The sequence below is a fragment of the Streptomyces sp. NBC_01635 genome, from assembly GCF_045209715.1.
Lineage (GTDB): Bacteria > Actinomycetota > Actinomycetes > Streptomycetales > Streptomycetaceae > Streptomyces > Streptomyces hirsutus.
In genome coordinates this window covers 8428539-8447866 of record NZ_CP109277.1, presented here as the reverse complement: position 1 = coordinate 8447866, position 19328 = coordinate 8428539, and the positions used below count along the sequence as shown (strand labels likewise).

Below are 19328 nucleotides of genomic sequence, written 5' to 3'. Positions count from 1 at the left end.
GGGCTGACGGCGCCGGACGGGGTCAGCCGGGGTCGGACGGGCACTCCCGAAAGACCCTAGGTCCGCGTCGGCCCGAACACCGGTCGTGCCCAGGCCGGTGGGGGCCGTGGCGCGTCCCGCTCCCTCTCTCCTTCCGCCGGCGCGGATCCGCTCCGGCCCTCGACGGCGTCTCCGCTCCCGTCTTCACCCGTGCTCCCGTTCCGGCTTCCGCGCAGGTCCACGCGGGTGGCGGGGTGCTGCCCCTCGGGTGCGGTCGTGGTGCCGCCCCCCGTGATTGCGGTGCGCAGGGCGGCGACGAAGTCCAGGCAGGACGCGTACCGGTCGTCGGGGCTCTTCGCCAGCGCCTTGGCGAGGACGGCGTCGGTCTGCGGGGGAAGACCGGGACGTACGGCGGTCAGGGGCGGCGGCTCGTCGTACTGGTGGGCCCAGAGCAGGGCCATGTCGTCGTCCCGGCGGAAGGGCGGATGGCCGGCGAGGGTCTCGTGGACGACGCAGGCGAACCCGTAGACGTCGCAGCGGGCGTCGACCGGACGCCCGGAGATCTGTTCCGGGGCCACGTAGTCGAGCGTGCCGACGAACTGGCCGACGGTGGTGAACCCCGTCAGGGACAGGGACTTCTTGGTCAGGCCGAAGTCGGTGAGGTAGACGTGCTCGGGGTGGTAGCTGTCGGTGCCGCGGGCGACCAGGATGTTGCCGGGCTTGACGTCCCGGTGGACCAGGCCGTGCTCGTGGGCGGCGTCGAGTGCCGAGGCCACCTGCACGGCGATGCGCAGCGCGGTGCGGGACGGCAGGGGTCCCTCGCGGTCTAGGAGGTGCCGCAGGTCGCTGCCCTCGACGTACCGCATGGCGATGTAGAGGATGCCGTCCGCCTCCCCGGCCTCGAAGACGGGGACGATGTGCGGGTGGTCGATGGCGGCGGCGGTGCGGGACTCGTGGGTGAAGCGGCGGCGGAAGACGTCGTTGCGGGCGAGTTCCGGGGCGAGCAGTTTCAGGGCGACGGTGCGGTCCAGGCGCAGGTCCCGGGCGCGGTAGACGACGGCCATGCCGCCGCGGCCGATCTCGCGCTCGATGCGGTACCCGGCGACCTGCCGCCCCGTCAGCTCGGAGGGGTGGCCGGCGAACAGGCCGGTGTCGCGGGTCATCGGACGTCACGGTCCGGGGAGGGCCCCGGGGCGACGACGCGGGTGGGTTCGCCGGGCACGGCTCCGGTGGGTTCGCCGGGCACGGCCCGGGTGGGGGCGTGTCCGGGGGATGCGGAGGTGTCGGGGGCCCCGGAGATGCCGGGGACGCGCGGTGGACCGTCGGCGGGCGGGTCGTCGGCGGCGTAGGTGTGCAGCCGGGTGCCGTCGGTGTAGACCCAGCGGCCGTGGTCGGAGTCGTAGAGCCACAGGGACTCCCCGTCGACGACGAGGCCGACGCGCAGCCCCCGGGTGTGTACGCGGAACCCCTCGCCGTCGAGGCGGCCGTCGGCCAGTGCCTCGACGGCCGCCCGGTAGCCGGCCAGGGCCTCCTCGGCCCGGGTCAGCAACGGCCGGGGGTCGACGGTGCGGGCCAGGGGTGCTTCGGGGGCGGGCGGGCCCTGGGGCACCGCGACCAGCAGGCGGCCGTCGACCCAGGCCGACCAGCCGTTGGAGCACAGCACCTGGCCCCAGTCCCCGCGCCGCTCGACCAGCCGTACCGGCAGCAGCGGGTCGAGGCCGACGGTGGGCCCGACGGGGTCGGGCGCCTCCCAGGCCCGCATGCCGTCGCCCGGTACGACATGGGTGGGACGGAATCCGGACGTGGACGGGGTCGTCATGAGCCGGCTACCTCCGCATCACGGCGGGTTCGTGGCGGCGCAGCAGCCGCGACACGGCGAACGCGAACAGCGCCGAAAGGACCAGCAGCATCGCCACATCGAGCAGCCACACTCCCGGGGAGTGCCGGAAGAGCGGGTCCGCGGTGGTCTCCCCCAGGGCGATCCCGGCCAGGTCGACGGTGCCGGCCATCGCGCCGAACGCCCAGCGCGAGGGCACCAGCCAGGACAACTGCTCCAGGACGGGCACACCGTCCAGGGTCAGCAGGGCACCGCAGAAGACGACCTGGACGATGGCCAGCAGCACCAGGAGCGGCATCGTCACCTCCTCCTTGCGCACCAGCGCGGAGACGAGCAGGCCGAGCATCATGGCGGTGAAGCCGAGCAGGGCCACGGCCACCGTGACCTCCACCAGGGGAGGCATCAACACGCCTTCACCACCTGGTGCGTCGAGGTCGACCCCGAGCAGGGCGACCAGGGTGAGCACCACCGCCTGCAGCACGGTGACCGTGCCCAGCACGATGATCTTCGACATCAGGTACGCCGATCTGGACAGGCCGACGGCCCGTTCCCGCCGGTGGATCGGGCGTTCCTTGACGAGTTCCCGCACGGCGTTGGCCGCGCCCGTGAGGACGGCACCGACGCACAGGATGAGCAAGGCGTTCATCGCGGTGCTCCGGGTCAGGGTGCCGCCGGCCAGGGCACGGGCCATCGCCCCCATCACGAAGGGCAGCGCGATCATGATGGCGAGGAACGTGCGGTCCGCGCTGAGCGCGGCGGCGTAACGGCGTACGAGGGTGCCGAGTTGCGCGGTGCGGCTGCGCGGCCGGGGCGGCGGGGCGACGGCGACCGGGCCGGCCGTCCGCTGCCGGGGCTGGGCGGTGGCGTCGGCGATGTACCTGCCGTGGAAGGGCGAGGCGCGGTAGTCGCCCGCCCAGTCGCGGTCCCGGTCGCGTTCGAAGGCTTCGAAGGCCTCCGGCCACTGCTCGAATCCGAAGAACGCGAGGGCGTCCTCGGGCGGTCCGTAGTAGGCGACGCGTCCTCCGGGGGCGAGCACGAGGAGCCGGTCGCACACGTCCAGGCTGAGCACGCTGTGGGTGACGACGATGACGGTGCGGCCGTCGTCGGCCAGGGCGCGCAGCATGTGCATCACCGAGCGGTCCATCCCCGGGTCCAGACCCGAGGTCGGCTCGTCGAGGAACAGCAGGGACGGCTTGGTGAGGAGTTCCAGGGCCACGCTGACACGTTTGCGCTGACCGCCGGAGAGGCTGTGCACGGGCTGTTGCGCCCGCTGTTCCAGGCCGAGTTCGCGGATGACCTCGTCGACCCGGGAGCGGCGCTCGGCCTTGGCGGTGTCCTGCGGGAAGCGGAGTTCGGCGGCGTAGGACAGGGCGCTGCGGACGGTGAGCTGGACGTGCAGGATGTCGTCCTGCGGGACGAGACCGATGCGCTGGCGCAGTTCGGCGTAGTCGCGGTAGAGGTCGCGGCCGTCGTAGAGGACGGTGCCGCGGTCGGCGGGGCGCTGTCCGGTGAGGGCGTTGAGGAGGGTGGACTTGCCCGCGCCGCTCGGGCCGACCACGGCGAGCAGGCACTTCTCCCCCACCGGGAACGACACCCGGTCGAGCAGGGTCCTGCGGCCGTGGTCGACGGCGACGGTGAGGTCCTGCACGTCGAGGGAGATCTCGCCGGTGTCGACGTACTCCTGGAGTTCGTCGCCGACGAGGCAGAGCGCGGAGTGGCCGATGCCGACGATGTCGCCGGGGCCGACCGGGCCACTGGTGACGGGTCCGCCGTTGAGGTAGGTGCCGTTGTGGCTGCCGAGGTCGGCGATCTCGTACGTCCCGTCGGGCAGCGCCCTCAGTTCGGCGTGCCGGCGGGAGACCACGAGATCGTCGATGACGAGGTCGTTGTCGGCGGCGCGGCCGATGCGGACGGTGCGGGTGGGCAGCGGCCGTACCGTGGTGGGCCGCCGGTAGGTGCCGGTCAGGGCGGGGTTCGACACGGCGGAGAGGCGTTCGGGGGCGGGCGGCGGCGGCCGGTCGATCAGGACGGCGCTCGGTCCGTCGTGAGGGCTGCCGAAGCGGATGACACTGCCGGGGCCCACGTCCCTCACGTGCACGCGGTGGCCGTCGGTGTAGGTGCCGTTGGTGCTGCTCTCGTCCTCGATGGTCCAGCGGCCGTCGCCGGGGTGGAGCACCGCGTGGTGCCAGGAGACCCGGGCGTCGTCCATGACGATGTCGCTCAACGGGTCGCGTCCGACGTGGTAGTCGCGGACCGGGCTCATCAGGGTGGAGCCGCTGTCGGTCTCCACGAGGAGCTCCGGTGCCACCGGCCGCTCGACCATGCCTGGATTCTACCGATTGGCCCGTTCGAGTGCCTGGCGTGGCGGGTGGGACGGGGGCGGGGATCAGGCGACGGGGACGCCCAGGACCGGGGCCGCGCGCTGCATCCGCAGGGCGTCCACTGACTCGGCCAGGAGCTCGTACTCGGTGGTGTCGTCACCAGTGGCGAGGCGCACCATCTGTCCGGCGGCCAGGGCCTCGGCCATTTCCTCCTGGTGGGCGACGTCGCCGCACCAGGCACGCAGCACGGCGGGCACGTCGGGCACCCCGTCGGCGACGGGGACGAGCGCGCCCGTGGGTAAGTGCTCGGCCTCCGGCTGCGGGTCGAGGCGCTCGGCGATCCAGGAGGCACGGTCGCGCAGCCACCACAGGGCGAGGGCCAGGGTGGGAGCGCGGTACGTGCCGAGGGGTACACCGATGCGGCGGCCGTCGCAGACTCCGTACGCCGTGACGTGGCACAGGAACTCGTCGTGCACGATTCCCTCCCCCGGTTGCGTTGCCCGTCGGCCGACCGGGCTCGCTCTCCGGTGGGTCGCGTGCTGTGCGTGAGGGCGCCGTTGCGCGGGGTGAAGCGCTCTCGTTGTCGAGTATGTTCACCACTGAATCACTGTCACCACGCCTTTCCGGCCACTCTCCTGGCATATTCGCCCCCCAGGTTGGCCGGAATGGTGTGTTTGCGGTGCCCGGTACGGCACGAAGCGGACCCGGCGCGGCGCCGGCCGTGCCGTCATGACGTCGACGACACGGCCGGAAACGATCTGCCGGACGCCGGCCCTACTGCTTGACGACGGCGTCGATGCGGGCCAGTTCGTCCGCGTCGAAGTTGAGGTTGCGGGTGGCCGCGACGCTGTCCTCCAGCTGCCGCGGGCTGCTCGCCCCGACCAGGGCCGAGGTCACACGTCCGCCGCGCAGCACCCAGGCGAGCGCCATCTGCGCGAGGGTCTGGCCGCGGGACTCGGCGATCCCGTTCAGCGTGCGCAGCCGCTCCACCAGCTCACCGGTGACGGCGTCGGTGTCCAGGAACGGGCTGTCGCTCGCGGCCCGGGAGTCCTCGGGGATGCCGTCGAGGTAGCGGGCGGTCAGCAGACCCTGCTCCAGCGGGGAGTAGGCGATGGAGCCGACCTGGAGCTCGCCCAGGGCGTCCAGCAGCCCTTCGTCCTCCGGGCGCCGGTCGAGCATCGAGTAGCGGGGCTGGTGGATCAGCAGCGGGGTGCCCAGCTCGCCCAGGATGCGGGCGGCCTCGCGGGTCTGCTCCGCGGAGTAGTTGGAGACGCCGACGTAGAGCGCCTTGCCCTGCTGGACCGCCGAATGCAGGGCTCCCATCGTCTCCTCCAGCGGAGTCTCCGGGTCGAAGCGGTGCGAGTAGAAGACGTCGACGTAGTCGAGGCCCATGCGGCCGAGGCTCTGGTCGAGCGAGGACAGCAGGTACTTGCGGGAGCCCCATTCGCCGTACGGACCGGGCCACATCAGGTAGCCGGCCTTGGTGGAGATCACCAGCTCGTCGCGGTACGGCGCGAAGTCCGCCCGCAGGGCCTCGCCGAGGGCGGACTCGGCGGCACCGGGGGGCGGGCCGTAGTTGTTGGCGAGGTCGAAGTGGGTGACACCGAGGTCGAAGGCGCGGCGCAGGATGGCGCGCTGGGTCTCGGCGGGGCGGTCGGGACCGAAGTTGTGCCACAGGCCGAGCGAGAGCGCGGGAAGCATGAGCCCGCTGCGTCCGGTGCGCCGGTAGGGCAGATCCGCGTAACGGTCGGGGTGCGGGGTGTACAACGTGACTCCAGGGGGTTGGTGCGCAGAGGGGGGTACACGGGCGTCCGGTTCCGTGGAACCAGAACCGGGTTCCACTCTGTCGCGGTCCGCGGGCAGCGGTCCAACAGAAGAATCCGATGGAATTCAGCGAATACGCTTCTCAATCATGGAACTGCGTCATCTTCAGCATTTCGTCGCCGTCGCCGAGGACCAGCACTTCACCCGTGCGGCGGAGCGGCTGCTGGTCTCCCAGTCGGGCCTTTCGGCGTCGATCCGCTCCCTGGAGCGCGAGCTGCAGACACCGTTGTTCGTACGGACGACCCGGAGGGTGACGCTCACGGAGGCCGGCCGGGCGCTGCTGGTGGAGGCCGAGCGGATCCTGGCGCAGGTGCGGGCGGCGCACGAGGCGGTGGCCGCGGTACAGGGAGTGCTGCGCGGCACGCTCGCTCTGGGCGCCGAGCAGTGCATCGCCGGGGTGCATCCGGCGGAACTGCTGGCCGATTTCCGGCGGCGCCATCCGGACGTGGAGATCCGGCTGCGGCAAGGGGGCTCGGCGGCACTGGCGGAGGAGGTCGCGGCGGGACGCCTCGATCTGGCCTTCGCCTACCGGACCCACACGGACCCCGACCAGTTGCGGTCGGTGGCCCTCACCAGCGAGCCGATGACCGTGCTCTGCCATCCCGATCACCGCCTGGCGCGGGCCGGGGCGCCGCTGACCCCGCACGATCTGGGCGGCGAGGTGTTCGTGGACTTCCATCCCGACTGGGGCCCGCGCCGCGCCACCGACACCGCGTTCGCCACCGCCGGCGTACGGCGCACGGTGGCGCTGGAGGTGAACGACGTGCACAGTCTGCTGGACCTGGTGGACGAGAACCTCGGCATCGCCGTCGTCCCCCAGCATTTCCGGCACAAGCGCGCGGCGCTGACCGCGCTGCCGCTGAAGGACACCGGCGAGCCGGTGTACGAGAGTGTGGTGCTGGTCCCGCCCGAGGAGGCGACCAGCCCGGCGGCGCGGGCGCTGATGGCCCTGCTGGACGGCGGGGAGGCGTAGCGGCCGGCGGGCGGAGAAGGACGGCGCACGTCCGGCGGGGCGCGCAGGGGCAGACAGGGCGCGTACGACGGCGGGATGCGCGAGGGTTGGTCTCATGCTTGCCAAGGACATCCTCATCGACGGCTACGGCAGAATTCGCGAAGAGGTCCACGCCGCCGTGACCGGGCTCGGACCCGACGCCCTGAACACTGTGCCGGCCCCGGGCGCCAACTCCGTCGCCTGGCTGGTCTGGCACCTCACCCGGGTCCAGGACGACCACGTCGCGGACGCCTTCGGACTCGACCAGGTGTGGCTCGCCCAGGGCTTCGAGAAGCGGTTCGCGCTCGGCCTGCCCCGCCGCGACACCGGGTACGGCCACACCCCGGAGCAGGTCGCCGGGGTACGGGTCGGCTCGGGCGACCTCCTCACCGGCTACTACGACGCGGTGCACGAGCAGACCCTGGACGCCCTGCGCGCGCTGGCCGCCAAGGACCTGGAGCGCGTCGTGGACGAGCGCTGGGACCCGCCGGTGAGCCTGGGGGTGCGCCTGGTCAGCGTCCTGTCCGACGATCTCCAGCACGCCGGACAGGCCGCCTACGTAAGGGGACTGCTTCAGCGCACGGAGTCGTAGCCGGGCAGGACCACGTCCCTGAGCAGGGCGTTGCGCTCGTCGAACGGGAGGAACGCGCTCTTGACGGCGTTCACCGTGACGGTCCGCAGGTCCTCGACGGTCCAGCCGGCCTGCTCCACCAGCAGGGACATCTCACGGGTCATCGTGGTGCCGGACACCAGTCGGTTGTCCGTGTTGAGGGTGACGCGGAAGCCGAGGTCCTTGAGCGCGGTGATGGGGTGCGTGGCGATCGAACCGGCGGCCCCGGTCTGGAGGTTGGAGGTGGGGCACATCTCCAGCGCGACACGGCGGTCGCGGACCCAGCCCGCGAGCCGGCCGAGCTTGCCGTCGACGATGTCCTCGGTGATCCGCACGCCGTGACCGATGCGCTGGGCGCCGCACAACTGGACGGCCTGGTGGATGCTGGGCAGGCCGTGGGCCTCGCCGGCGTGGATGGTGAACGGCACGCTCTCGCGGCGCAGGTGCTCGAAGGCGTCGAGGTGATCGGCGGCGGGGAAGCCGTCCTCGGCGCCGGCGATGTCGAAGCCCACGACGCCCGCGTCCCGGAACGCCACCACCAGGTCGGCGATCTCCCGCGTCCGGTCGAACATCCGCATGCCGCACAGCAGCGTTCCGACCCGTACCGGCGTCCCCGCGGCGGCGGCCTTGGCCATACCGGCCGCCAGGCCCTCCTGCACGGCCTCGACCACCTCGGGCAGGGCCAGTCCGCCCTTCGTCATCAGCTCGGGGGCGTAGCGGACCTCGCCGTAGACGACACCGTCGGCGGCGAGGTCGAGCACGTACTCCTCGGCGGTGCGCAGCAGTCCCTCGCGGGTCTGCATGACGGCGAGGGTGTGCTCGAAGGTGGCTATGTAGCGCACCAGGTCACCGGAGTCGGCGGCCTCGACGTACCAGGCGGCGAGCTCGTCCGGGTCGGTGGTGGGCAGGGTGTGGCCGACCGTGTCCGCGAGTTCCACCACGGTGGCCGGCCGCAGTCCGCCGTCGAGGTGGTCGTGCAGCACGGCCTTGGGCAGCCGGCGGAGGGTTTCGGTGTCGGGGGTGATGCGGGGCGCGGTCATGGGCGGGCGTTCCTCAGCGGTTCGGTGTCGGGGCGGAATCGATGGCGGAAGGGGAAGCGGAATCGGTGGCGATGCCGGGGTGCGGGATCAGTCGGCGGGCTGGAGCAGGTCCCAGCGGTTGCCGTACAGGTCCTGGAAGACGGCGACCGAGCCGTACGGTTCGTGGCGCGGACTCTCCAGGAAGGTCACGCCCGCGGCCGTCATCCGGGCGTGGTCGCGTGCGAAGTCGTCGGTGTGCAGGAAGAAGCCGACGCGCCCGCCGGTCTGGTCGCCGACCCGGGCGCGCTGGCCGTCGCCCTTGGCGCGGGCCAGCAACAGGCCGGTGCCGGTGCTGCCCGCGTCCGGTTCGACGACGACCCAGCGGGATCCGTCGGGCCGGGGGGTGTCCTCGGCGAGCCGGAAGCCGAGGGCTTCAATGTAGAAGCGGATCGCCTCGTCGTAGTCGTCGACGACCAGGGCGACCAGGGCGACACGTCTCATCGGGACCTCTCCGGGGTGGGATCGATCGGCAGAGGTTATACGTAAAACGTGCGTGGGCGCCAGTTCTCCTCCCGGCAGCGCCCGGGCCTGGGCCCGAAGACCTACGACGCCGGCCCGAGGCGTCCGGGTGGATCGCTCGGCTACCGTCCGCGCATGGAGATCACCGAGAGACCACAGCGGAGCCGGGAACAGCGCAGAAGCGATGTCCTGGGCCGCCTGGAGCGGGAGACGGACATCTGGGTGGCCTCGGCGGACACCGAGGGGCTGCCCTGCCTGGTCGCGCTGTGGTTCGTGTGGGACGGCGAGGCCGTCTGGCTGGCGACCCGGCCCGCCAACCCCACCGGCCGCAACCTGAGGGAGAACGGCCGGACCCGGCTGGCGTTCGGCGACACGCGGGACGTCGTCCTGATCGACGGCGTGGTGGAGACGTACGACGCGCGGGGGGTGCCGCCGGCAGCGGCGGAGGCGTTCCGGGAGAAGACCGGCTGGGATCCGCGGGCGGACCGGGCCGCCTACGCGTTCTTCCGGGTACGCCCCCGGGCGGTCCAGGCCTGGTGCGAGCAGCACGAACTGCCGAAGCGGCACCTCATGCGAGACGGAATCTGGCTGGTGTAGGGCGCGTCACGGCGCCGGACCCGCGCCCCGTCGGCCCTCCGTGCTCCGCACCGGGCTACGGGTACGTGTACGTGTTGAGGGCGTCGACGGCGGCCGCCGGGTTGCCGAGGTCGTAGCGGTCCACGGCAAGGAAGTTGGGCTTCTTGCGGGCGGCGGGCTGGCAGAACCGGCGGGCGCGGTCGGCGAGTTTGCCGTTGTCCGTGCCCGCCGTGCCGGCGATCGGGGTGTCCCGGAAGTGGTTCATGACGAAGAGGGGACGGAAGCCCGGCTCGGTGCGGGTGAGCGGGACGTTGGTGCCGGCGTCGTACCAGCGGCTGTAACAGGACCAGTCGGAGGCACCGGCGCCGGACCCCATGGACCAGTGGTTCTCGACGGTCCATTCGCGCTGGTACATGACGCCGAAGCTGTCCCGGGTCAGCCCTGCGGACTGGTCGGCGGAGCGGCTGTGGTCACTGAAGATCAGCAGTCGTTCCCCGGAGGCGGTCAGGTCCGCCATCGTCGGCCAGCCGTTCTCCCGTACGCCGGTGCGGTCCGGCCGGTGGAGCACGTCCGACAGGCCGTTGACGCGGGCGAGTTCGGCGCGCAGTACGCCGGGGTCGACGTAGTCCTCCAGGAACACGGTGACGACCTGGTCGGGGTGGGCCTGGAGGAAGTCGACCATGCGCTGGAGGTCGACCCAGAGCGCGACGGGCCTGCTGACCAGGGTGCAGCTGTTGTGGCAGAGGATCGCGCCGTCCGGGGTCTGGTGGATGTCCAGCATGAATCCGCGCACGCCGTCGGCGAGTTGGCGTTCGATGCCGCGCGTCTGGTTGGGGAAGAGGTTGACGAAGGGCGGGGCGAAACCGCCGTCGACTCCGTTGGCGTAGGCGTTGTGCGAGGTGAGGAAGGTGACCTGGTCCAGGGTGCGGGTGTCCTGGGGCGGCATGGGCCGGGTGGCGGGGGTGACGGGGGTGAGATACCAGTCGGCGAGGCCCCCGGAGCCGCCGGCGACGGCGAGTCCGGCGGGGTGGTTGGCCCCCGCGGGTATGGGGGCGACGGTGAGGCGGCGGTCGGTGCCGGGGACGCCGAGGGTGTACCGGTCGGCGCCGACGGGAGTGATCTCCCAGGCCGCGTCCGCGCTCGTACAGGGAACGGTCCTGGCCAGGTCGCCGGCACGGCCGAGGCAGTTGCCGGGGGTGTCGGTGTTCTCCAGGAGGTACGAGGCGCCGTTCACCCGCAGCGTCCACTGCTGGCGGTCCTCGTTGCCGCGCGGCCGGTGCTGCTCGACCGCTCCGGCGCTGTCGGCCGCGTTGAGTCCGGTGGTGGCGCTCTGCACGTAGTGGGTGGTGCCGGGCGGCGGAACCGCCTCGGCCCCCGCCGCGGGAGTCGGCGCCACGACCGCCGCGACCAGCGCGGTGGTCGTGACGGCCGTGGCGAGCAAGGCGTGGGGGGTGCGCATGGCGGGTGCCCTTCGTCCGAAGGATGGCCGCGTGCGCGAGGGCACGCGGCCAGGTCACGGATGGTCAGGAGCATGACACCATGCCCCGCGGTCCTGCGTCAGCAGTACAGGTTGCCGCCGGGTGACGTCCCGAGGATCTGGGTGAACTGCTGGTACTTGGTCACCCTGCTCTGCACCTGCGCCGGGTTGCGGCCGTCGCACTCCAGGGAGCCGTTGATGCTGCGGATCGTCTGGCCGAAACCGGCCTGGTTGACCATGGCGTTGTGCCCCGTCATGCTGCCGGGGCCGGTCTGGGTGTTCCAGTACCACAGGGCCGTCTTCCAGGCGACGGACGCGTCGTTCTGCACCAACCAGGGGTTGTTCAGCAGGTCGATGCCGAGCGCGTCGCCCGCGGCCTTGTAGTTGAAGTTCCAGCTCAGCTGGATCGGCCCGCGCCCGTAGTAGCCGGACTGACCGGCCGGGCAGCCGTACGGCTGCCCCCAGTCGCAGTAGTGCGAGTAGTTGGCCGTGTTCTGCTCGACCACATGCACCAGACCGCCGGTCTCGTGGCTGACGTTGGCCAGGAAGGCGGCGGCCTCCTGCTTCTTCACCGTGTCGCTGCCCGTGTTGGCGAAGCCGGGGTAGGCGCTCAGGGCCGCCTTCAGCCCGCTGTAGGTGTAGAAGGAGTTCCGGTTCGGGAACATCTGGTTGAACTGCGCCTCGGTCACGACGAAGTTCCCGACCGGTGTTCCGGGGCCGTTGTCACAGGAGTACGGCTCCCAGTACCAGGTACTGATGATCGGGTCGTAGCCCGGGTTGGCGTGCTCGGCGATGTAGGCGCGGCCGTCGGTGTAGCGGACGATGTCACCGGCGTTGTACCACTGCCCGGCCACCCAGTTCGGATAGCTGGAGCACGCGGCGGCGGCCGACACGGGAGCGGCGGAAGCGGTCGCGGCCGGGAGCAGCACCGGTGCGCTGCCGGCGATGACGACTGCGGCCAGCACGGCGGACATGCGGCGTCTCGACAAGGGATCAACTCCTCTGCGGGACACGGCCGCTCCCGGGCGGGGACATGCCTGAGCGAACTGTCGCCGCACGCGCGCCGGCTGAGCCGGCCACGGTGTGGGGGGCGGCCGTGGTGGGGGGTGTCGGGCACACTTAATCGTATTGGTCTGTACCAGTCAAGCTATGGACCGGCCGGCCTTTCCGCCCCGTCCAGGAAGGCCCACCGACCTCCCGTCACGCGCACCCCGCACGTCAACTCCTACCTCATGAAGGGCACTTGAGTGGATACCGCGGGTTCCGCACCCTCCTGGAAGGGGTGCCGCCACAGTCCCTGTGCGGCGAGGCGGGGCAGGACGCCCTCGCCGAACCAGTACGCCTCCTCCAGGTGCGGATAGCCGGAGAGGATGAATTCCTCTATGCCCAGGGCGTGATACTCCTTGATCCGCTCGACGACCTCGTCGTGGCCGCCGACCAGGGCGGTGCCCGCGCCGCCGCGCACCAGCCCGATACCCGCCCAGAGGTTGGGGTGGATCTCCAGCCCGTCCCGGCTGCCGCCGTGCAGGGCGAGCATGCGCCGCTGCCCCTCGGACTCGCTCCGGGCGAGCCCGGCCTGGACGGAGCGCACGGTCTCCCGGTCAAATCCGTCGAGCAGCCGGAACGCCTCGGACCAGGCCTGTTCGGCGGTGTCGCGGGTGATGACGTGCAGCCGGATGCCGAACCGCGGGGTGCGGCCCTCGCGGGCGGCGGCCGACCGCACCCGTTCGATCTTCTCGGCGACCTGCGCGGGCGGCTCGCCCCAGGTGAGGTAGACGTCGGCGTGCCGGGCGGCCACCTCCACGGCGGCGGGCGAGGACCCGCCGAAATACACCTCGGGCACCGGGTCGGGCACCCGGACCAGGGACGCGTCCTGCACATTCAGGTGCTCCCCGTCCAGACTGACGGTCTCACCATCCCACAAGTCCCTTACGATCCGGAGGAATTCGTCGGTACGGCGGTAACGGGCGTCCTTGTCGAGGAAGTCGCCGTAGGCGCGCTGCTCATGGCTCTCGCCGCCGGTGACGACGTTGAGCAGGAGGCGTCCGCCGGTCTGCCGCTGGAAGGTGGAGGCCATCTGCGCGGCGAGTGTGGGCGAGACGAACCCGGGCCGGAAGGCGACCAGGAACTTCAGCCGTTCGGTGTGCCGGCTGACCATGGCGGTGGTCAGCCAGGCGTCCTCGCACCAGGCGCCGGTGGGGGTCAGGGCACCCACGAAACCGAGCTGCTCCGCGGCACCGGCGATCCGGCTCAGATAGGCGACGGTCGGTGGCCGGTCCCGGCCCGAGACCGACGCCGGGGTGCCGTGGCCGCCGCCGACGACATGGCGGCTGTCGCCGTTGGTGGGCAGGAACCAGTGGAAGGTGAGGGACACGAGGGGGCTCCGATCAAGTGCGTTCGTCAGAGGAGGCCGTGGCGGGGCGGCGGGGTTCCGCTCAGCACGTACCGGCCTATGTGCTGGATCTTCCAGCGCACCGGGTCGTGCAGGGTGTGGGTGCGGGCGTCGCGCCAGTGCCGGTGCAGGTTCAGGGAGTCGAGGGCCGCACGGGTGCCGGCGACCTCGAAGAGCGCGCCGGCCACCTCGACCGCGGTGTCGGCGGCGTGCGCCTTCGCGGCGGCCACCGCGATGGACGCCTCGGCGGCCGAGGCGTCGGTGAGACCGGAGCGGGCGGTGTCCACGGCGCGGGCGGCCTCCCGCAGCAGCGCCTCCGACGCGCGTACGCGTACGGCGAGTTCACCGAACCGCTGGATGAGCAGGGGATCTTCGGCCGCGGCGTGGAAGCCGCTCTCGAACCAGGGACGGCTCTTCGTCCGGACGAACTCGGCGGCCTCCGCCAGTGCTCCCCCGGCGATTCCCGCGTCGATCGCGGCGTGCAGCAACTGGGCCACTGCTCCGTGCAGTTGCGGGCCCTGGAAGGTGAGATGGTGCGGAAAGATCCGATCGGCGGCCACCGGGACACCGTCCAGGCGCACGGTGCCGCTGGCCGTGGTCCGCTGCCCCATGCCGTCCCAGTCGTCGGTCACGGTGAGGCCCGGTGCGTCCCGCGGGACGAAGGCGACGTGCAGATGGTCGTCCTCGGCGCGGGCCAGGACGGGGATCCAGTCGGCGTAGAGGGCCCCGGTGGCGTAGTGCTTGACGCCCTTGAGGACGTACGAACCGTCCGGCCGGGGCTCCAGGCGGGTGCGGATGTCCTGGACGTGCCGGGTGCCCGCCTCTGACTGGGCGTTGCCGAGGCGCCGGCCCGCGAGCAGCTCCGCGAAGAAGAACGCGCGCTGCGAACCGGTTCCCTGTCGACGGATCACATTCACGTAGACGAAGTGGCTCTGCGGGATCTGGGAGAGGCTGGCGTCCGCCGCGGCCAGCAGCCGGAAGATCTCCGTCAGGGTCTCCTGGCTCACGTCCGCCCCGCCGTACTCGGCCGGGACGGTGACGGCGAGCAGACCGGACGAGGCGAGCCGGTCCACCTCCGCACGCGGCAGCCGGCGTTCGGCATCGCGCGCGGAGGCCTCCGCACGGAACTCCTCGGCCAGCGCGGCGGCGACGGCGAGCGCTTCCGCGTCGTCGGCGACGACGTGTGCGGTGCCCCCGGTCAACTCGCGACCGCCAGCGTCGCCGGGGCGGCGGAGCGCAGGGCCGCCGAGAACTGGTCGACCACCTGGGCGAGTGCCTCGGCGGCGCCCTGGGCGACGGCCGGCGAGCCGTCGTCGTGCACGGTGATGTCCTTGTCCAGGGTGAACCAGCCCTGCACGATGTGGGCCGCGCCCATGGAGTTCAGGACCGGGCGCAGGGCGTAGTCGATGGCCAGGACGTGGGCGGTGGTACCGCCGGTGGCCAGCGGCAGCACCGTCTTGCCGGTCAGCGCGTACTGCGGCAGCAGGTCGAGGAGCGCCTTGAGGACACCGGAGTACGACGCCTTGTAGACGGGAGTGCCGACGACCACGCCGTCGGCACGGGCGAACAGTTCGGCGGCCTCGACGACGGCCGGGTGACGGAAGTCCGCGCCGAGCAGCGCCTCGGCGGGGAGGGTGCGCACGTCGAGCGGGATCACCTCGTGCCCCTGCGCGGTCAGCCGCTGGTCCAGGTGGCGCAGCAGCCTGTTGGTACGGGAGGAGGCGGAGGGACTGCCGGAGACGGACAGGACGGTGGCCATGGGTCCTCTTTCGGAAGGCTCGGGATGCGGAAGGCTCGGGGCTCACGACTCTGGGCTCACGCAGGCCCGTGAGGTTTTCGGTGGACCCGGAGACCACGAGGTGCGGAGGCGCGGGGGCCGGGAGGCGCGGGGGCCGGGAGGCGCGGGGCGCCCGCGACCCGCGGGCGCCCCGGAGCGTCAGGAGTACCAGGTGGGTTCGGGCAGTTCGCCCTCGAGGACCCAGCGTCCGACCTCCCGGCGCTTGTAGGCGACCGGGTCGTGCAGCGTGTGGGTGCGGATGTCGCGCCAGAACCGGTCGAGTCCCTCGGCCGTGGTGGTGGAGCGGGCGCCGGTCACCTCGAAGACGCGGCTCGCGATCTCCAGGGCGGTATCGGTGGCGCGGGCCTTGACCGCGGCGACCCGCACCTCGAAGTCGCCGCGCGCCTGCTCCGTGACCGCGTCGGGGTCGTCGTGCAGCCTCTGTCCCTCGGCGGCGACGGCGTCGGCCAGGGCCTCGACCGCCCACAGCTTCGCGGTGAGGTCGCCGTAGGTGTCGACGACGTACGGCTCGTCGACCGCGCGGTCGTGGCCGCCGTGCAGCCAGGGCCGGGTCCTGGTACGGGTGTAGGTGGCCGCCGTCTCCAGCGCGCCGGCCGCGATGCCGAGGTAGAAGCTGACGAAGACCAGTTGGATGGTGGGGACGTTGAGGGTGTTGTAGACGCGCGGCCGGAACTGCTTGTCGACGTATCCGGCCGCGGACGTCCAGGGGGTGCGGACCCCGTCGATGGTGACGCTGCCGCTCTCGGTGAGCCGCTGGCCGATGTTGTCCCAGTCGTCGTGGAAGGTCAGTCCCGCGCTGTCCGAGGGCACGATCGCGAAGACGTGCCGGTCGGTCCCCTCCAGGACACCCTCCAGAACGGTGACGTCGGAGACCTTGCTGCCGGTGGAGAAGGACTTGCGGCCGGTGAAGACCAGGTCGTCGCCGTCCTCGGTGACCACGACGTCCCGGTCGCGCGGGTTGACGGCGCCGCCGAAGAACCAGCGGTTCCGGGCGGCCTCCGCCTCCACGTGCTCCCACTGCTCACGGGTGCCGACCAGCCGGGCCGCCCAGTTCCACAGGTAGTGGTAGCCGAGGAGCTGGCCGAGGGAACCGTCGGCTTTGGCGATCTCCCGGATCACCCGGTAGGCGGTGATCCAGTTCTGACCTCCGCCGCCGTGCTCGACGGGGCCGAGCAGGGTGACGAGGCCGGAGTCCTTCAGCAGCCTGATCTCCTCGTACGGAGTGTCGCCCGCACGGTCGCGGGCGGCGGCATCCGTGGCGAGGACGGCGGCGACGGCCGCGGCGCGGGCGATCCAGTCCTCGGCGGTGCGCGGAGCGGGGCGGACGTGCCAGTCGGCGGGTGTGGTGGTGCTCATCGGTTCGGCCTTTCTCGTCGGCGTGTTCTCGGGGGGTGTGCGTGGGGGTTGTGCGCGGGGGTTGTGCGCGGGGACGGTCAGGCGCGTACGGGCACGGAGCCGGTGACGGCGGGAAGGGTCGCCTCCAGTTCGCGCACCAGGGGCAGGACGCGGCGGCCGAAGTACTCGACCTCCTCGTGGTAGTGCAGGAAGCCGAGGAGAAAGAGGTCCACGCCGAGCCGCTTGTAGGCGACGATCCGCTCGGCGATCTGCTCCGGGGTGCCGATCAGCCCGGTGCGGAAGCCGTCGTTGTACTGGACCAGGTCCTCGAACGTGGAGTCCTGCCACATGCCCTTGCCGTCGGCCGTGGACCTGCCGGCCTGCTTGACGGCGGCTCCGAAGCCTTCGACGGCCTCGGAGTCGGCCTTGGCGACGATCTCCCGGAGGGTGTCGCGGGCCTCTGCCTCGGTGTCGCGGGCGATGAGGAATCCGTTGAGGCCGAACTTCGGGGGCCTGCGGCCGGCCAGGGCAGCGGCCCGGTGGACGTCCGTGATCTGTTCGACGACCCCGTCGTGGTTCCGGCCGTTGGAGAAGTACCAGTCGGAGACCCGGCCGGCCATGGCGCGGGCGGCGGTGGAGTTGCCGCCCTGGAAGATCTCCGGGTGCGGACGCCCCGGTGTGCTCAGCGGCTTGGGTTTGAGCGAGAAGTCGCGCAACCTGTAGAAGTCACCGGCGAGTTCGGCGTGTTCCTCGGTCCAGATGGTGCGCAGGGCGCGGATGAACTCCTCGGAGCGGCGGTAGCGTTCGTCGTGCTCCAGCCAGGGCTCGCCGAGGGCGGTGAACTCGCCTTTGAACCAGCCGCTGACCACGTTGACCGCGAAGCGGCCGTTCGACAGATGGTCGGCGGTCGCACCGAACTTCGCCAGGACACCCGGGTGCCAGAGCCCGGGGTGGACGGCGGCGATGACTTTCAGACGCTCGGTGGCCAGCAGCAGCGCGAGGCTGAAACCGGTGGACTCGTGCTGGTATTCGGCACCGTAACTGGCCATGTAACGCACCTGGCTGAGGGCGTAGTCGAAGCCGTTGTTCTCGGCGAGGACAGCGAGTTCCCGGTTGTACTCGTATCCCCAGTCGGTACGTTGCTCGATGGTGCTGGTGACCAGGCCGCCGCTGACATTGGGGACCCAGTAGGCGAATTTCACGGGATCTGCGGGCATGCGGAACTCCTGTTGCGAAATGCAGAGATGTGCAAGTCAGGGTGTGAGGCAGGTGTGCGAGCACGCCGAATTCACTCGGCGCGAAAGTGCGCGGAGTCCGGACGGTGCGGGGGGAAGAGCACGCCCGGTGGCCCGAAGGCGGCTACGACGTGCGGAACGGGCGGCGGATCGGGTGGATCAGGCCGCGACGCGACAGGAGGCGCTGGAAACGCGCGCGAGGTCGACGTGGCGTCGCCGCGTGAGGTCCAGTCGCTTCGTCATGCCGTCGATCGTGGCAGCCCTCGGTCGCCACCGTCAAGGAAAACCCGACCGTTCTCGCATGACGGACCATTGAATTTCACGAACATGTGACAGGGAAACCCTTGAACAGGCCGGTAATGCATCCCCATTCTGTCGCCATGCGAACGGAACAGCTGGAATACATCGCGGCCGTGACCCGGCTGGGTTCGCTGCGCCGGGCGGCGGAGGAACTGCGGCTCTCCCAACCCGCGTTGAGCGAGACCGTACGGAATCTGGAACGCGAACTGGGTGTGGATCTCCTGGAACGCAAGCGCTCCGGAGCGACGATGAGCGCGGCGGGGCAGGAGCTGCTGCCCCACATCGTCGACATCCTGGACGCCGTGGACCGGCTGCGCGCGGCAGCGGGCGAACAGCACCGCATCCGGCGGATGGTGCGCGTCGGCACGGTCAACGCGGCGACCGTGTCCCTGTTGATGCCGGTCGTGCGGGAGTTCCGGACCGAGCATCCGCTCACCCAGGTCGAGGTGGTCGGCGCGCAGCAGTCGGACATCCACCGGGCGCTGCTGGAGGGCGGTTTCGACCTCGGGCTGGTGAACCATCTGGAGGGCGACGACATGCCGGCCGAGTTCGAGTCCGTCGAGCTGCTGCGCGGTCGGCCCGTGGTGTGTCTGCGGGCGGACAGCCCGCTGGCGGCACGGGCGGAGGTGTCGACGGACGAGCTGCTCACCGAGCCCCTGATCGCGATGCGCTCGGGCTATGTGATGCACCGCTATGTGCACCGGCTTCTGGAGGGCCGTTCACCGGCGTTCGCGTACTCCACCGACGGCGCGGAGATGGGCAAGCTGATGGTCGCCGAAGGGCTCGGCGTGACGGTCCTGCCGGAGTTCAGCGTCGTCGGGGATCCGCTGGAGCGGCAGGGTGCGATCGTGTGCCGGCCACTGGCGGGCGACCGGGCGCGGGTGCTGCTCATGCTGCGAAGGCGCAGGTCGGAAGCCGTACCGCTGGCGGCCCGCGCCCTGCACGACACCTTCGTGCGCCGGGCCCGGCGACTGGGCGGCGGTATCGGCCGGGCCCACGGGGCGGAGGGGGACGGGGCGGCTCGGGGCGGGTCCCCCGCTCCGACCTCTACACATAAAGGCTGAATAAGAGCAGAATGGGCCAAAGCGACGCTTGCCGCATACCACCCCAGAAGA

The 19328-nt window shown here is 71.5% G+C and carries 19 protein-coding genes; 4 read left to right on the top strand and 15 right to left on the bottom strand.

Annotation, left to right across the window (positions count from 1 at the left end; all coding sequences use genetic code 11):
- Positions 1-56: 56 nt before the first annotated feature.
- From OHB56_RS38530 to mgrA, 5 genes are all read right to left on the bottom strand, one after another.
- On the bottom strand, positions 57-1142 hold the full coding sequence (locus tag OHB56_RS38530; protein WP_406358539.1) for a serine/threonine-protein kinase: 1086 nt from the start codon (positions 1140-1142) through the stop codon (positions 57-59).
- Entirely contained in the window at positions 1139-1798 is a 660-nt protein-coding gene (locus OHB56_RS38525) for a hypothetical protein (RefSeq protein ID WP_406358537.1), read from the bottom strand. The genes OHB56_RS38530 and OHB56_RS38525 overlap by 4 nt, the downstream gene beginning before the upstream one ends.
- Before the next feature lie 7 nt (positions 1799-1805).
- Positions 1806-4139 carry an FHA domain-containing protein gene (locus OHB56_RS38520; RefSeq protein ID WP_406358535.1) on the bottom strand — a complete coding sequence of 778 codons (2334 nt, stop codon included), beginning with the start codon at positions 4137-4139 and terminating at the stop codon, positions 1806-1808.
- Between the two features lie 63 nt (positions 4140-4202).
- On the bottom strand, positions 4203-4613 hold the full coding sequence (locus OHB56_RS38515) for a hypothetical protein (protein ID WP_326751113.1): 411 nt from the start codon (positions 4611-4613) through the stop codon (positions 4203-4205).
- Between the two features lie 298 nt (positions 4614-4911).
- Positions 4912-5904, bottom strand: a complete 993-nt coding sequence (mgrA, locus tag OHB56_RS38510; protein ID WP_406358533.1) for an L-glyceraldehyde 3-phosphate reductase — start codon at positions 5902-5904, stop codon at positions 4912-4914.
- 145 nt (positions 5905-6049) lie between these two features.
- Here mgrA and OHB56_RS38505 point away from each other — a divergent pair, with 145 nt between their 5' ends.
- Positions 6050-6934, top strand: coding sequence for a LysR substrate-binding domain-containing protein (locus tag OHB56_RS38505; protein WP_326751115.1), 885 nt, complete (start codon positions 6050-6052; stop codon positions 6932-6934).
- 94 nt (positions 6935-7028) lie between these two features.
- Positions 7029-7544, top strand: a complete 516-nt coding sequence (locus tag OHB56_RS38500; RefSeq protein ID WP_326751116.1) for a mycothiol transferase — start codon at positions 7029-7031, stop codon at positions 7542-7544.
- Here OHB56_RS38500 and OHB56_RS38495 read toward each other — a convergent pair.
- Entirely contained in the window at positions 7526-8602 is a 1077-nt protein-coding gene (locus OHB56_RS38495) for an adenosine deaminase (RefSeq protein WP_326751117.1), read from the bottom strand. The two genes, OHB56_RS38500 and OHB56_RS38495, sit on opposite strands and share 19 nt — an antisense overlap.
- Positions 8603-8689: 87 nt before the next feature.
- A complete protein-coding gene (locus OHB56_RS38490; protein WP_406358530.1) occupies positions 8690-9082 on the bottom strand; it encodes a VOC family protein in 393 nt (130 codons plus the stop codon).
- Between the two features lie 153 nt (positions 9083-9235).
- Between OHB56_RS38490 and OHB56_RS38485 the strand changes: the two genes are divergently transcribed.
- Positions 9236-9697: a pyridoxamine 5'-phosphate oxidase family protein gene (locus OHB56_RS38485; protein WP_406358528.1), complete on the top strand. Its 462-nt coding sequence runs from the start codon at positions 9236-9238 to the stop codon at positions 9695-9697.
- 55 nt (positions 9698-9752) lie between these two features.
- Here OHB56_RS38485 and OHB56_RS38480 read toward each other — a convergent pair whose 3' ends face one another.
- From OHB56_RS38480 to OHB56_RS38445, 8 genes are all read right to left on the bottom strand, one after another.
- Entirely contained in the window at positions 9753-11135 is a 1383-nt protein-coding gene (locus tag OHB56_RS38480; RefSeq protein ID WP_406358526.1) for a phospholipase, read from the bottom strand.
- 98 nt (positions 11136-11233) lie between these two features.
- Positions 11234-12142: a glycoside hydrolase family 19 protein gene (locus OHB56_RS38475; protein ID WP_326751121.1), complete on the bottom strand. Its 909-nt coding sequence runs from the start codon at positions 12140-12142 to the stop codon at positions 11234-11236.
- 236 nt (positions 12143-12378) lie between these two features.
- On the bottom strand, positions 12379-13527 hold the full coding sequence (locus OHB56_RS38470; RefSeq protein WP_406358523.1) for an LLM class flavin-dependent oxidoreductase: 1149 nt from the start codon (positions 13525-13527) through the stop codon (positions 12379-12381).
- A 26-nt stretch (positions 13528-13553) separates the two neighbouring features.
- Positions 13554-14747 carry an SfnB family sulfur acquisition oxidoreductase gene (locus tag OHB56_RS38465; protein WP_406358521.1) on the bottom strand — a complete coding sequence of 398 codons (1194 nt, stop codon included), beginning with the start codon at positions 14745-14747 and terminating at the stop codon, positions 13554-13556.
- Entirely contained in the window at positions 14744-15304 is a 561-nt protein-coding gene (gene ssuE, locus OHB56_RS38460; RefSeq protein WP_326751123.1) for an NADPH-dependent FMN reductase, read from the bottom strand. The genes OHB56_RS38465 and ssuE overlap by 4 nt, the downstream gene beginning before the upstream one ends.
- A 177-nt stretch (positions 15305-15481) precedes the next feature.
- Complete coding sequence (locus OHB56_RS38455) at positions 15482-16699, bottom strand: acyl-CoA dehydrogenase family protein (RefSeq protein WP_326751124.1); 1218 nt, start codon at positions 16697-16699, stop codon at positions 15482-15484.
- 77 nt (positions 16700-16776) lie between these two features.
- The gene (gene sfnG, locus OHB56_RS38450) at positions 16777-17895 is read right to left on the bottom strand and encodes a dimethylsulfone monooxygenase SfnG (RefSeq protein ID WP_326751125.1); all 1119 of its coding nucleotides are present in this window, start codon (positions 17893-17895) and stop codon (positions 16777-16779) included.
- 177 nt (positions 17896-18072) lie between these two features.
- Complete coding sequence (locus OHB56_RS38445; protein WP_350851021.1) at positions 18073-18156, bottom strand: putative leader peptide; 84 nt, start codon at positions 18154-18156, stop codon at positions 18073-18075.
- Between the two features lie 137 nt (positions 18157-18293).
- On the opposite strand from OHB56_RS38445, the gene OHB56_RS38440 reads away from it, so the two are divergent.
- Entirely contained in the window at positions 18294-19277 is a 984-nt protein-coding gene (locus OHB56_RS38440; RefSeq protein ID WP_326751126.1) for a LysR family transcriptional regulator, read from the top strand.
- Positions 19278-19328 lie beyond the last annotated feature (51 nt).